Below are 13,867 nucleotides of genomic sequence, written 5' to 3' on the forward strand. Positions count from 1 at the left end.
CGCCGGGCCCGGCGACCGGCTCGCGCTGCTGCTGCCCGCGCACTGGCAGAGCGCCGTGTGGCTGCTCGCCTGCTCGTCCGTCGGCGTGGTCGCGGAGATCGGCGGCGACCCCGCGGACGCGGACGTCGTGGTCGCGGGTCCCGACGCCCTGGAGGCGGGTCTCGCCTGCTCCGGGGAGCGGATCGCGCTCTCCCTGGCCCCGCTGGGCCGCCGCTTCCCGGCCGCGCCCGCCGGGTACGCGGACTACGCGGTCGAGGTGCCGAGCCAGGGCGACCGGTTCGCCCCGTTCGCACCGGTCGATCCGGAGGCTCCGGCGCTCGTCGTCGACGGTACGGAACGCAGCGGCGCCCAGCTCGTCGAACAGGCCCGGACGGACGCCGCGGCCCTCGGCCTCGCCCCGGGCTCCCGGCTCCTGTCCGGACTCGACTACGGGACCTGGGAGGGCCTCTCGGCCGGCCTGTACGCCCCCCTCGCGGCGGGCGGCTCGGTGGTCCTGTGCCGGAACCTGGACCAGCTGGGCGCGGAGGGCCTGGAGAAGCGCGTGGAGAGCGAGCGCGTCACCCATTCGGCCCTCTGAGCGGCCCCCTCGCCGGGACGGCCCTCCGAGCCGTCCCGGCTCCTGCCCGCAGGACACACCCGTCCGCCCTCCGGGCCGCTCGCGCCCACCGGCACCGGCCGGGCGCCCTGCCGTCACGCCCCGGCATCCGCCCCGACACACCTGGGCGTGGGTCCACCACCAGAAGCCGCTCCGGTACATGATCGGCCCGGGGGGAGTCGACTCCTTCCGCACAACCATGCGTCGGGTTCGGCCGTCTCCTCCTGTGACCGGTGGACGCCCGGCGCGCCGCCGACGCCATGAAGGACGGACCCTGACGTGACGGACCGCGCAGGCACGCCCGCCGAACCGGACCCTCCGGCCACGGAGGACGAGGACACGGCGCCCGGTGCTCCGGAGGAGCCGCACCGGCGCCGCCACTGGCTGCGCTGGACCGCCCTCGGTTGCGCGGTCGTCGTGCTGGCCGCCGCCGGGGTCGGCTGGTGGTTCTACCGGAAGCTCGACCACAACATCACCACCGACACCACCGCCGCCGCCGAGCTGGAGAAGTACGAGAAGGAGCGCCCGCCGGCCGGCACCACGACCGCCCGGAACATCCTGATCATCGGCTCGGACACCCGGGCCGGCGCGGACAACCGCAAGTACGGCAAGGACGAGGGCACCCAGCGTTCCGACACGACGATCCTGCTGCACCTCGCGGCGGGGAAGTCGAGCGCGACGGCCGTCTCCCTGCCCCGCGACCTGATGGTGACGATCCCGAGCTGCCGCAAGGCGGACGGGACCCGCACCCGTGAGCAGTTCGCGCAGTTCAACTGGGCCTTCGAGTTCGGCGGTACGGCGTGCACGATCCGTACCGTCGAGAAGCTGACCGGGATCCGGGTGGACCACCACATGGTGATCGACTTCCGGGGCTTCAAGAAGATGGTGGACGCCGTGGACGGGGTGGAGGTCTGCCTCAAGGAGCCCGTGGACGACACGGACGCGAAGCTGAAGCTGCCCGCGGGCCGCCAGACGCTCCACGGGGAGCAGGCACTCGGTTTCGTACGGGCCCGCAAGTCGATCGGGAACGGCAGCGACACGGAACGGATGGACCGTCAGCAGCAGTTCCTCGGCGCCCTCGTCAACAAGGTGCAGAGCGACGGGGTGCTGCTCAACCCGACCAAGCTGTATCCGGTCCTGGACGCGGCCACGAAGGCGATCACCACGGACCCCGGGCTCGACTCGCTGAAGGACCTGTACGACCTGGCGCGGGCCATGCGGGCCATCCCGACCGCGAAGGTGCAGTTCCTCACCGTCCCGCGCCGGTCCTACCGATACGACGCGAACCGGGACGAACTGGTGCAACCCGCGGCGAGTGAACTCTTCAAGCAGCTGCGCGAGGACAGGCCCATCGCGGTGACACCGGAGAGCAAAGAGCACGGTGGGGACGGGAAGCCCGACGACAGCGGCACGGTGCCGCCGTCCGCGACGCCCACCTTCACGGGACGGAACGCGGCGGAGGGAGTGTGCGGGTAAAGGGCGCCCCAAGGGGAGTGTGGAGAGGGATGAGGTTTGAGCAAATTGCCCGGTTGTAAGGGGCGTGGAATTTGTCACGGACGTCGCCCCACGCTGAACTGGGCGGATACTGTGACGCGATCCGGTGCACCCGACCGCGTGGCCGCACTGACCAAGGATCGAACGACCGAGAGAGCGGCGCCCTGCGGGGGAGGCGCCTCGCGTGGCACCGACGGAGGATTCGAGTAACCGTGGACGCGCACAGCCGTGGACAGGCGGACGAGATCGACCCCGCCGACCAGTGGGTACTCAACCCGCGGACCGGCAACTACGAACTGCGACTGGACCGCTCCGCTGGGCAGTCCCAGCCCCGATCGCAGACCCCGTCCCGCTCCCGGAGACCGGCCTCCACCGCTCCCTCGTCGGCACCCGCTTCCACGCCGGCCGAGGCACCCGTCCCCGGCCAGCGCCGCCGCCGCGCCCCCGAGCCCGCCGACGGCGGCCAGGTCCCGCCGCAGAGCCGCCGCAAGCGCAAGCAGGGCGCGAGCCGCAAGAAGAAGGTCCTGCTGTGGACCGGCGGCACGATGGCGTTCATCCTCGTGGGCGGTGCGGCAGGTGCGTACGCGATCTACAGCAAGCTCGACGGCAACATCGGCACGGTCGACGTCGGTGACGCCGCGGTCGACACCCCGGGGATGAACGGGCCGCTCAACATCCTGATCATCGGCAACGACGTCCGCACCGGCGTGGGCAACAAGAGCTACGGGGACAGGGACAACGTCACCGGCCACGCCGACACGACGCTGTTCATGCACGTCTCCGACGACCGCACGAACGCGACGGTCCTGAGCATCCCCCGGGACCTCAAGACCGAGATCCCGGACTGCCCGACGAAGCAGCCCGACGGTTCGACGAAGCTCATCCCCGGCTCGCTCGGAAAGACCCGGTTCAACGAGTCGTTCGGTGTGAACGGCCGCGACCCCGGCTGCGTGATGCGCACGGTCAAGGAGATGACCGGAGTGGGCATCAACCACTTCATGATGGTCGACTTCAACGCCGTCAAGACGCTGTCGGCCGCGGTCGGCGGCGTGAAGGTCTGTCTGACCGAGCCCATCAAGGACCCGGGCTACTCCAAGCTCGACCTGCCGGCGGGCGAGAGCCGGATCCAGGGCGAGACCGCGCTCGCGTTCCTCCGCAACCGTCACGGTCTCGGCAACGAGAGCGACCTGGACCGGATCAAGATGCAGCAGGCGTTCGTCGCGTCCATGATCCGGCAGCTGAAGGAAGACACCCTGGACAGCCCGACGCAGCTGCTCTCGGTCGCCAACGCGGCGACCGAGGCGCTGACCGTGGACAAGGGGATAGGCAGTGCCCTGAAGCTGACGAGCCTGGCCAAGGAGATCGGGAAGGTCGACCTCAAGAACATCAGCTTCATGACCGTTCCGGTCGTCGACAACCCCGATGAGCCGCCGAACAAGCGGGCGACGGTCGTCCTCGACCCGGTCAAGGCTCCGCAGGTGTTCTCGATGATCCAGAACGACGTCTCCTTCACCGAGGTGAAGAGGAAGCAGCAGGACGCCAAGAACGCCCAGGCGAAGGCCCAGGCGAAGCTGCTCCAGGGCCCGCGCGCCGAGGCCGTCGACGTACGCGTCGACGTCTACAACGGCAGCGGGATCCGGGGCGCGGCCCAGTCGACCATCAACTGGCTGCAGAACGACGAGGGTGTGACGCGGTCCACCAACAAGAGCAACGCCCCCGAGAAGGCGGCGAAGACCACGCTCACCTATGCACCGAACCAGGCCGATCAGGCCCGCAAGCTCGCGGACATGATGGGCCTGCCGGCCTCGGCGCTCAAGCCGGGCACACAGGATGCCGCCGCACGCGAGCCCATGACGCTCGTGCTCGGCGCCGACTTCAAGGGCGCAGGGGTGCCCATCAACGGACCGGCGAAGGCGCCGGACGTCGAGAAGGTAGAAGCTGACAAGCAGGTGTGCGCCAAGTAGTCCGGAAACACCGGGGCTTGGCGCACTCCTGACTCACGAGGGGACCTGGGGTGGGACAGAACAGCGTGCGTGGGGAGGGAACGCGCGGGCGCGTTCCGCGCGCCCGTGAACTGGGCTGGGACGACGACCTGTACGGCGCCGGAGAGGCGACCGGAGCGGAGAGTGCGGCTCCTGAGGAGGCGGCCGCACCCGCGTCGACCCGTGCCTCGCGCCGGCGCGGCGGGAACGGTGGCGGTACGGGCACGGGCGGACGCGCCGCCGCGCGCCAGCGGGCCAAGAAGAACGGCAAGCGCAAGGTACTGCGCTGGACGGCGATCACCCTGTCGGTGCTGATACTCGGCACGGCCGGCGCCGGATACGCGTACTACCAGCACCTCAACGGCAACATCCGCAGCGATGGCCGCGCAGGCGGCGAGAGCGGCGTGAAGAAGGCCGCGCCGAATGCGCTGGGCGACACCCCGCTCAACATCCTCCTCATCGGCTCCGACGACCGCAAGGACCCCAGGAACGTGGCCCTGGGCGGCGGCAAGAAGGACCGGTACCGGCCACCGCTCGCCGACGTGCAGATGCTGCTGCACATTTCCGCGGACCGGAAGAACGCCTCGATCATCTCCATCCCGCGCGACACGGTCGTCAGGATCCCCGAGTGCACGGGCAAGGACGGCAAAACGTACCCCGAGACCACCAACCGGCCCATCAACGAGTCGCTGCAGCGCGGCGGCGCCGGCTGCACCCTCACCACCTGGGAGAAGCTCACCGGGGTCTACATCGACCACTGGATGATGATCGAGTTCGCGGGTGTGGTCGCCATGGCCGACGAGGTCGGCGGCGTCCCGGTCTGCGTGAAGACCGGCGTCTACGACAAGTCGACGCCCGCCGCCCCGGGCGGCTCCCACCTCAAGCTTCCCAAGGGCACCCACGAGATCAAGGGCGAGCAGGCCCTCCAGTGGCTGCGCACCCGGCACGCCTGGGGCAGTGACCAGGGCCGCGCCCAGGCCCAGCACATGTACATGAACGGCCTGATGAAGAAGCTCCAGGACCAGGACGCCTGGACCGACACCCCGCGTCTGATGGGACTGGCCGAGACCGCCACGAAGGCCTTCAAGGTCTCCGACGAGATCAGCACGGTGGCGAAGCTGTTCGACCTGTCGATGCAGCTGAAGAACGTGAAGCTGGACCGGCTGACCACGGCGACCGTCCCGACGGACGCGTATCCGGGCAACCCGGACGCCTGGCTCCAGCCGCGCCAGTCGGCCGCCGAGAAGATGTGGGCGATGCTCCGCGACGACGTGGCCATGGACAAGAACGGCAACCCGGCCGACGCGAAGCCGAAGCCCTCCGCCCCGGCGAAGCCGACGGCCGTCGCCGAGGCGCCCGGCTCCTTCGCGGTCACGGTGGTCAACGGCACCGCGGGCGACGGCGCACCGGCCCAGGAAGGCCGGGCCGGTGCGCTGGCCGAGCAGCTGCAGGGCAAGGGCTTCACACGGGCCGAACACTCCAGGGAGGCCCAGCCGCGCAAGGACACCGTGGTGTTCTACCCGAAGGACGCCGGCGACCAGGGCAAGGCGAACGCCCAGTCCGTGGCCACCGCTCTGGGCCTGCCGGCCACGGCGGTCCGCGCGGACGCCAAGGTCACGGACCTCACGCTGATCGTCGGCGCCGACTGGCGCGAGGGCAGCACCTACAAGAAGCCGACGGTCACCGCGGGCGACCTGCCGGAGGGCGCGAACGACAAGACGGACTGCATGACCGTCAACCCCAAGATCTACGAGTGGGACGGGAAGTCCTAGGACTCCGCGGCACCGCGTGTACGGCGAAGGCCGGGACCCCCACCAGGGGCCCGGCCTTCGCCGTACGACGGGTCGGACGGTCTCGCCCTCGGCGCGCATCACACCGCCGACGTTCTGCACGCCCGTCCCCTCCGGGGCGCACCCAACGGCCGACGCACCGAAGGGAACGTGAACTAGGCGCTTTAGAAGGGGAGTTGGGCCGCCACGCCGCGCGAAATCTCCTTGCGCCACCCGAGACAGTGATCAGATAATAAGACGTTTTCTGCGCAACGGGGGCCCCTGAGCAGATCTCTGACCACCCATCAACTCTCTTGCTTCCACGGCAAGAGACAGAGACGTAAGGGTAAGACGTTGCGCATCTGGTCCAAACTTTCCGTGGCGGGTCTCGTCGCGGTCGCACTCCTGAGCACGGCCGCGCCGTCCAACGCGGCAGGCCACCGCTCGTACGGGAACAACACCGGCCGCTGCAATGCCACGGTCCTGGGCGGCGGCAACTGGCAGCCGCTGTGCCTCTTCTACGTGCACGACGGAAGCGGCGCGATCTGGGGTCAGGACGGTAGCGTCTACGACCTCCGCGACCACCACTTCATATCCGGCACCGGCACCGGTTCCGGCCAGTACGTGAAGAACAACGCCACGGCGATGGAGTCGGAGTACTGGGAAGGCTCCGGTGGCACCGTCTGGTTCAACAGCGGCTACCAGGGCAACTACGACTTCGCGTACGACGGCCAGGGCGGCCCGCTCTACTACACCTGGAACGAGAACGCCTCGACCGAGGTCGGCATCGGCGTCGGCTGACAGCCGCCCCACCGCCCGCCGTCACAGGTGGATGGGTGCTCCGTAGCCCATCCGTCTGAACGCGGCGCCGCCTGATCACCCGTTTCCGTGTTTGTCTGGCCGGGCCGCGCTCGGCCAGACAAATGCACTTCCCTGCCTGAGGTTTACGATGCAGCTCATCAACATACGTACCATCGCAAGCGCAACGCTGACCCTCGCGGTTTTCGGTGGTGCGACTGCATGCTCGAGCGCGGGGCAGGACGGAGCGGCAGACAGCTCGCATCGAGCACCGCAGCCGGTGGTCTCGAAGATACCGGGCGTCAAGAAGGTCGAGCCACGGTCGGACACCGCCGGACTTTCGTTGCCGATTGACGAGTTCATGGCGAAGGGATCCGACCTGGAGCAGACCGCCAGAGCGATGACCGTGCTCGAAACACGATGTGCGAGCCGGTTCGGCTTCAGCCTCAAGCTGCCGGAGCCGACGTCGCCGGGGTTCGGCAAGAACACTCGTCGATACGGCGTTCCCGAGTCCTTGGAAGTCGCCCAGAAGTTCGGCTTCCACATGCCGAAGAACGACCCTCGCGCAGCGAAGAACAGGTCTGGCGTCCCGCCCACAGAGGAACAGATGAAGATCCTCACCGGGTCGACGCCCCAAGGCCCCGTCAAGGAATACCACGGGATCGCGGTGCCCGAGGGAGGCTGCGCGGGCGAGGCGGGCCGGGCCATCTCGGGTTCGGACGACGCTCGGGCCGGACACTCGCCGAGGGCCGAGGAGATCCGGGCGCACTCGTTCGAGCTGTCCCGGCAGGATCCCCGGGTCATCGCGGCGCAGGCAGCCTGGGTGAAGTGCATGAGCGCCCAGGGCTACGGCAACTACAAGACCTCGTTCGACGCGGGCGGCGACAGCAGGTGGAACACACCGGTGGCCACCTCCCAGGAGATCGCGGTCGCGCTGGCGGACTGGAACTGCGCCAAGAGCGCCAACCTCGTCGGTGTGTGGGCGGCAGTCGAGACCGCCTACCAGAACACCCAGATCGATCAGCATGCCGAGGAACTGAAGCAGGCGCAGGCAGACCTGCGGGCACAGGCGAAGCGGGTCGCCTCGATCGTCTCCGGCGCCACGCCCGCCTCCTGAGGGCGACGCTGACGACCGCCTGTCCCGCTGCGATGCGGTGGGACACCAATCCGATCGGCAAGGCGCGCAATTGATGGGTGATCTGATGAAGACATCAGCTGGTCACGGACAGAGGGACGCGGAAAGCCAGCGGGAGGTCCCGGGACCTCGGCCCGAACTCGACGCGCCGGTCGCCGGCTCGTCCGACAGCGAGCAGCCGTTCACCGAGACATCCGGCAGCGAGCAGCCGTTCACCGAGACACCGGACGAAGCGACAGAGAGCTTCCCGGCGGTGGAGCACACGGCGACACCCGTCCCGGCCCGCTCGCGGCTGGCGCGACGGCGGCGCCTGGTCATCGGTGTGGCCGGGGCGGCGGCGCTGTTGTCCATCGGGGGTCTGGCCGGATCGATGCTCGTGAAGTCCCCGGCCCAGCTGGCGGCGGACGCCCGTGCGCCCCGGGCCAGCGTTCTGACCGCGCCGGTGGTGTACCAGAAGCTGGCCAACACCGTGGTCCTGCGCGGTGACTTCTCCAGTGGCGAGCCCTTCTCGGTGACGCCGGCCTCCGTCGCCGCGACGGCCTCGCATTTCGGGGGCATCAATCCAGCGGGTTCGGCCGTCATCCTGACCAGGACCCTTGTCCGTCTGGGCGACAAGGCGAGGGCCGCCCAACCCCTTGTCGAAGTGTCCGACCGGCCGGTGTACGTGCTGCCAGGTGCGATTCCCGGATACCGGGACATGCTTCCGGGTGAGTCCGGCCGGGACATCGCCCAGCTGCAGACCGCGCTCGGCGGGCTCGGCCTGTACCAGGGCGGCGACGCCACCGGATATTTCGGTGCCGCCACCAAAGCCGCCGTAAGCCGGCTGTACCGACAGATGGGATATCCGGCACCCATCACCGGCAAAGAGACCCAGCAAGCGGTCCAGCAGGCCAGGACCGCCGTGGACGAGGCTCAGCAGCAGGTCCGCCGGCTCCAGGACGCGACCTCCGGGAAGCCGGCCGGCGGGTCCGCGCCGACGGCAGGGCCGTCGGCGTCCGCCGCGGCCGGAGACGGGAAGAGCGGAGGCTCGGCGGCCGGAGACGGGAAGAGCGACGGCTCGGCAGCCGGAGACGGGAAGAGCGACGGCTCCGCGGCCGGCGGAGGGACACCGCGGCAGCAGCTGGCCCGGGCCGAGCAGCAGGCCGTACAGGCACAGCAGGCCCTGAACCTGGCCGAGGCCCAGGACGGAGTGTTCGTCCCCGCTTCGGAGATGGCCTTCGTTCCCACCCTGCCGGCACGGGTGACCGCGCTGCCCGCCAAGATCGGCGACAAGGTCTCCGGTCCGGTCGTCTCGCTGGCCACCGGCGGTCTGCACCTGACCGGCTATCTGGACCCCACGCGGGGTCCCTTGGTCAAGTCCGGCATGAAGGTCGAGATCACCGCCGAGAGCCTCGGCCTGTCCTCCGAAGGACGGGTGCGGTCCGTCGGTTCGCTGGTCACCCCGGGCGACAAGGCCAACGGCACGACACCGAAGGGCGCTGCCGACGCAGGCAGCCAGAACGGGCAGCCCAGCGGTCCTCTCCTCAACGGCGGCGTTCCGTTCCTCCCGCTGGAGGTACTTCCGAGCGGCACCTGGAACACCCGCTTCGACGGTCAGAACGTACGCATCACCATTACCGCGGCTGCCACGGACAAGGCGGTGCTGACCGTGCCCGAGGCCGCGATCACCTCGGGTGCGGACACCCGGACCATCGTCACGGTCGTCCGAGCAGACGGCACCCGGCATGAAGCCCCCGTCACCGCGGGCGTATCGGCCAACGGACTGGTGGAGGTCACTCCGAGCGATCCCGCAGCGCTGCGCGCGGGCGACCGGGTGGTGATCGGGCAGTGAAGCTGCTCACCGGAGGTCGCAGGCGTGCGGCCGCCGAAGCCGGGGCAGACGTGCCTCCGCCGGCCGAGGCGCCCACCATACGTCTCCGTGGCCTGGCCAAGACCTATCCCGGAACGGTCCAGGTCCACGCGTTGCACCCGACCGACCTGGAGATCGAACGCGGGGAATTCGTCGCGGTGGTCGGCCCCTCGGGGTCGGGCAAGTCGACGTTGCTCAACCTGATCGGCATGCTCGACCGCCCCACGGCCGGCAGCTACGAGTTGGCCGGCGTCGACGTCTCCACCATGAAAGAAACGGAACGGACCACGGTACGCGGCCGCAAGATCGGTTTCGTGTTCCAGTCGTTCCACCTGCTGCCCCATCGCACCGCCACGGAAAACGTCGCACTCGCCCAGCTCTACGTGACCACCGACCGCAAGGCCCGCCCGGCCCGTGCCGTGGAGGCGCTGCGCACGGTCGGACTCGGACACCGCCTTGACGCGCTGCCGCCGACCATGTCCGGCGGCGAGCGCCAGCGTGTCGCCATCGCCCGCGCGTTGGTCAACCGACCGGACCTGATCCTGTGCGACGAGCCCACCGGCAACCTCGACTCGAAGACCTCGGCCTATGTCATGGGGCTTCTGGAAGAACTGCACGCCACCGGCCTCACCGTCGTGGTGATCACCCACGATCCGGCCGTGGCCGATCGGGCGAGGCGTGTCGTGACCATCCGGGACGGGCGCATCCTCTCGGATCGGCGGCCGAACAGGTGATCTCACGGCTACGGCGAACGCCGGACTCCCAGAGGTACTCGCCCTCCCGCCTGCTGGTACGCGACATGCTCGCCGAATCGCTCGCGGGTCTGGTCCAGCGGCCCGGGCGATCCCTGCTGACCATGCTGGGCACGATTCTCGGGGTCGGTGCCTTCGTCACGGTGCTGGGATTCACCTCGACGGCGACCGGCCAGATCAGCGCCTCCTTCAGCACCTTGCAGGCCAGCACCGTCACCGTCAACGACGTGGAGCCCACCGAGGGGCAGATTCCCACGGTCAACTTCCCCAAGGACTCCGATCAACGGATAGAGCGGCTCAACGGTGTCCGGGCGGCCGGCGTGTGGTGGCCGGCTCCGCTGCACAGCCCGACCATCGCCACGCGTCCCCTGCCTCCCAGCGAGGGCGGCAGCAACGGCATGACGGTTTTCGCCGCCTCCCCCGGTGCGCTGAACGCCCTTGAGCCGACGCTCAGCACCGGCACCCTCTACAACGAGTTCCACCAGCGGCGCGGCGAACCGGTATGCGTGCTCGGCAGCGGGGCGGCCCGGGTACTCGGCATCACCCGGCTCGACAACCGGCCCGTCGTCTTCGTCAACAGCACCGCCTATGCCGTGGTGGGTGTCGTCTCGGACGTCCAGCGCATGCCCGAGTCGCTGCTGGGCGTGATCATCCCGACGTCCACCGCCCTGAAGGCGTTCGGTCCGCCCGTCGACCACCCGGCGCAGATGATCATCCACACCCGCCTCGGTGCCGCCCGCCTCATCGCGCACCAGGCGCCGATCGCATTGCGTCCCGACAACCCACGCCTGCTCACAGCCGTGCCCCCGCCCGACCCGCACTCGCTGCGGGACGCCGTGAACACCTCGCTGTCCGGGCTCTTTCTCCTGCTGGCTCTGATCTGCTTGGTGATCGGCGCGGTGGGAATCGCCAACACCACCCTGGTCGCCATTCTCGAACGTACGGGTGAAATCGGACTGCGACGGTCATTGGGCGCCCGCCCCCGCCACATCGCGGTGCAATTCCTCACCGAGTCGACCGCTTTGGGAACGCTTGGCGGGCTCATCGGCACGGGCATCGGCGTGACCGTAGTGGTGGCGGTGGCCCTGCTTCAGGAGTGGACGGCCGTTCTCGATCCCGTCACCGTACTTCCCGCTCCGCTCGTGGGATCCGTGGTGGGTCTGCTGGCCGGCCTCTACCCGGCGCTCCGGGCCGCCCGCATCGAGCCTCTCGATGCACTGAGGCAGTGATACGGCAGGGATGCCGGCAACGGGTGGTCGGGCCCCGCACGGGGTCCGACCGTCCGGCACCCCCAACTCGCCCTATTCGCAGGGGAATCCAGCAGAACAATGTGACGCAACTCATGGGCCCTGGTCGATTGCCTGGAACGATCATGACGAATAGCTTCAACGGGCCCTGCAGTCCCTCCACTTGGAGCAACTCCCCATGAACCTCGCCAAGAAGGCCGCGTCCACCCTCGGCGCACTCGCCGCGATAGCGGGCCTCTCCCTCGTCAACGCCCCCTCCGCCGCCGCGAGCACGCCCTCCGGGTGCGCCAGCGTGTCCCAGATCGGCACCACCCGGGTGATCCAGATCGGCGGCGTGGACGCCGCTTCGGTCAAGCAGTACTACGGGTGCGGGTACAACTACGCCTACATCTACGTGTGGCAGCAGTACCGCAACACGCACACGAACTGGGACCTCTACGTCCACGTCGTCAACGAGTCCGACTCCGGCACGGACTACGGCGTCGCGTCGCTGTCCAACACGACGCGGTCCGAGCTCTGGGGTACGGCGGCCAACACCGCCGCCTACTGCACGCACGCCACGGGCTACCTGAACACGACGGGCGGCTCGACCTCCAGCGTCTGCTGACGCGCGGCACCACCGGCCCGACGAGGAGGAGCCCCGACGCATCCCGCCGGGGCTCCCCCGTTGCCTCGCAACGCATCGCCGCGCCAAATCACCCCAGGGAAGGGGAAGTTGACGCGGCGGTGACGCGTCAGATCTTCGCCGTCCTCACCGCCGGGCGGCGGCTCGCGATGACCTTCTTCGCGAGGGAGCGGGGGCTGGTGAGGAAGCCGTAGCCCCAGGACATGTGCATCGTCGCGAGGGCCACCGGGATCTGCAGGCGGGCCTTCAGCGGCAGGCCCTTGCCCGCCGGGACCGAGCCCGCCGTGATCGCCGCCAGGTAACCCGCCGGGATCACGAAGCCCAGCGGGGTGAGGACCGCGCCCACGACCAGGCCGGCCGCGATCGCGCAGACGGCGGTCGGCGGGGCCAGGTAGCGCAGGTTGATCGAGCCCTCGTGGTAGCGGGCCACCACGTGGCGCCAGCGGCCGTAGTCCTTGTACTGCTTGGCGAGGGCCTTCACCGAGGGCCGCGGGCGGTACTGGACGCGGAGCTCCGGCGAGAACCAGATCAGGCCCCCGGCCTCACGGATCCGGAAGTTCAGCTCCCAGTCCTGGGCGCGGATGAACTCCACGTTGTACCCGCCCTGCTGCTCCAGCGCCTCGCGCCGGAACACGCCCAGGTACACCGTCTCCGCCGGACCCGCCTCGCCACCCGTGTGGAAGGCCGCGTTGCCCACACCGATCTTCGAGGTCATCGCGGCCGCGACCGCGTCCTCCCAGGCGTTCTCGCCCTCGGCGTGCATCACACCGCCGACGTTCTGCGCGCCCGTCTCCTCCAGGAGGCGGACGGCCGTCGCGATGTAGTTGGGCGACAGCATGCCGTGGCCGTCGACGCGTACCACGATCGGGTGGTGGGAGGCCTGGATCGCCGCGTTGAGGGCGGCGGGGGTGCGGCCGGTCGGATTCGGCACCGTGATGACACGGCGCTTGCCCGAAGCGGTTTCGCGGACGAGCTCGGCGGCGATCTCGTCCGTACGGTCCGTGGACGGGCCGAGGGCGATCACCACCTCCATCTCGCCGTCGTACTCCTGCTCCAGGATGTGACGAACCGAGGTGCGCAGATACCGCTCCTCGTTGAGGACCGGCATGATCACGGAGACGGGGGGCGTGGCGTTCATTGCCCGCCACGTTACCGCGAACGGGGGACACCGGTGCGCGCCGAGCGGGTGGTGCGCCCTTGCACTGATCGTATGGGCCTACGGTGCTCACGGTTTCCCCGTCCCACCGCGGAGGTGTCCGTCCGTGCCCACACCGCCCCGCACGCCCCGTCCCCGGCCCGCCGCCCGCCGCGTACCGGCCCGCCGGCCGCGGAGGCGCCCCCGGTGGGGGATGCGGATGGCGACGGCGCTCTCCGTGGCGGTCCTCACGGCCGGCGGGATCGGGCACGCCGTGGTGGCCGGCCTCGACACCGGGATCACCCGGGTCGACCCCTTCAAGGACATGAAGAACCGGCCGCAGGCGCAGGCCGGGCACGGGATGAACGTGCTCGTCGTCGGGACCGACGGGCGGGACCGGATCACCGCCGAGGAGAAGAAGAAGTACCGGCTCGGCGGTGCCCCCTGTCACTGCACCGACACCGTCATGCTCGTGCACATCTCGGA

The 13,867-nt window shown here is 69.7% G+C and carries 11 protein-coding genes and 1 pseudogene; 11 read left to right on the plus strand and 1 reads right to left on the minus strand.

Annotated elements, in window-relative coordinates:
* The 10 genes from CCN56_RS08560 to CCN56_RS08605 all read left to right on the plus strand — a co-directional run.
* Positions 1 to 577 (plus strand): TIGR03089 family protein (locus CCN56_RS08560; protein WP_107484114.1); only part of this gene is annotated, 577 nt, incomplete at its 5' end.
* Between the two features lie 297 nt (positions 578 to 874).
* The gene (locus CCN56_RS08565) at positions 875 to 2,071 is read left to right on the plus strand and encodes an LCP family protein (RefSeq protein WP_086825150.1); all 1,197 of its coding nucleotides are present in this window, start codon (positions 875 to 877) and stop codon (positions 2,069 to 2,071) included.
* Between the two features lie 230 nt (positions 2,072 to 2,301).
* Complete coding sequence (locus CCN56_RS08570; protein WP_086825152.1) at positions 2,302 to 4,053, plus strand: LCP family protein; 1,752 nt, start codon at positions 2,302 to 2,304, stop codon at positions 4,051 to 4,053.
* 50 nt (positions 4,054 to 4,103) lie between these two features.
* Positions 4,104 to 5,843 carry an LCP family protein gene (locus CCN56_RS08575; protein ID WP_086825154.1) on the plus strand — a complete coding sequence of 580 codons (1,740 nt, stop codon included), beginning with the start codon at positions 4,104 to 4,106 and terminating at the stop codon, positions 5,841 to 5,843.
* Between the two features lie 375 nt (positions 5,844 to 6,218).
* A complete protein-coding gene (locus CCN56_RS08580; protein ID WP_086825155.1) occupies positions 6,219 to 6,641 on the plus strand; it encodes a hypothetical protein in 423 nt (140 codons plus the stop codon).
* Between the two features lie 148 nt (positions 6,642 to 6,789).
* Positions 6,790 to 7,755, plus strand: coding sequence for a hypothetical protein (locus CCN56_RS08585; RefSeq protein ID WP_143664466.1), 966 nt, complete (start codon positions 6,790 to 6,792; stop codon positions 7,753 to 7,755).
* Positions 7,756 to 7,828: 73 nt separating this feature from the next.
* Entirely contained in the window at positions 7,829 to 9,604 is a 1,776-nt protein-coding gene (locus CCN56_RS08590) for a peptidoglycan-binding protein (protein ID WP_107484115.1), read from the plus strand.
* 2 nt (positions 9,605 to 9,606) lie between these two features.
* Entirely contained in the window at positions 9,607 to 10,356 is a 750-nt protein-coding gene (locus CCN56_RS08595; RefSeq protein WP_373412841.1) for an ABC transporter ATP-binding protein, read from the plus strand.
* Between the two features lie 65 nt (positions 10,357 to 10,421).
* Positions 10,422 to 11,603 carry an ABC transporter permease gene (locus CCN56_RS08600; RefSeq protein WP_256961865.1) on the plus strand — a complete coding sequence of 394 codons (1,182 nt, stop codon included), beginning with the start codon at positions 10,422 to 10,424 and terminating at the stop codon, positions 11,601 to 11,603.
* 196 nt (positions 11,604 to 11,799) lie between these two features.
* A complete protein-coding gene (locus tag CCN56_RS08605) occupies positions 11,800 to 12,228 on the plus strand; it encodes a hypothetical protein (RefSeq protein ID WP_086825163.1) in 429 nt (142 codons plus the stop codon).
* A gap of 127 nt (positions 12,229 to 12,355) precedes the next feature.
* On the opposite strand, the gene CCN56_RS08610 is transcribed toward CCN56_RS08605, so the two are convergent.
* Positions 12,356 to 13,384: a glycosyltransferase family 2 protein gene (locus CCN56_RS08610; RefSeq protein ID WP_086825165.1), complete on the minus strand. Its 1,029-nt coding sequence runs from the start codon at positions 13,382 to 13,384 to the stop codon at positions 12,356 to 12,358.
* 124 nt (positions 13,385 to 13,508) lie between these two features.
* Here CCN56_RS08610 and CCN56_RS08615 point away from each other — a divergent pair.
* Positions 13,509 to 13,867, plus strand: a pseudogene (locus CCN56_RS08615) (LytR family transcriptional regulator); the annotation flags it as partial.

The sequence above is a fragment of the Streptomyces sp. NRRL B-24572 genome (assembly GCF_002156145.1).
Classification (GTDB): Bacteria; Actinomycetota; Actinomycetes; order Streptomycetales; family Streptomycetaceae; genus Streptomyces; species Streptomyces vietnamensis.

Excerpts from the sequence above, each read along its gene's own strand:
- CCN56_RS08605 (WP_086825163.1), top strand. The coding sequence starts at position 11,800 with ATGAACCTCGCCAAGAAGGCCGCGTCCACCCTCGGCGCACTCGCCGCG.
- CCN56_RS08600 (WP_256961865.1), top strand. The coding sequence starts at position 10,422 with ATGCTCGCCGAATCGCTCGCGGGTCTGGTCCAGCGGCCCGGGCGATCC.
- CCN56_RS08590 (WP_107484115.1), top strand. The coding sequence starts at position 7,829 with ATGGGTGATCTGATGAAGACATCAGCTGGTCACGGACAGAGGGACGCG.
- CCN56_RS08585 (WP_143664466.1), top strand. The coding sequence starts at position 6,790 with ATGCAGCTCATCAACATACGTACCATCGCAAGCGCAACGCTGACCCTC.
- CCN56_RS08610 (WP_086825165.1), bottom strand. The coding sequence starts at position 13,384 with ATGAACGCCACGCCCCCCGTCTCCGTGATCATGCCGGTCCTCAACGAG.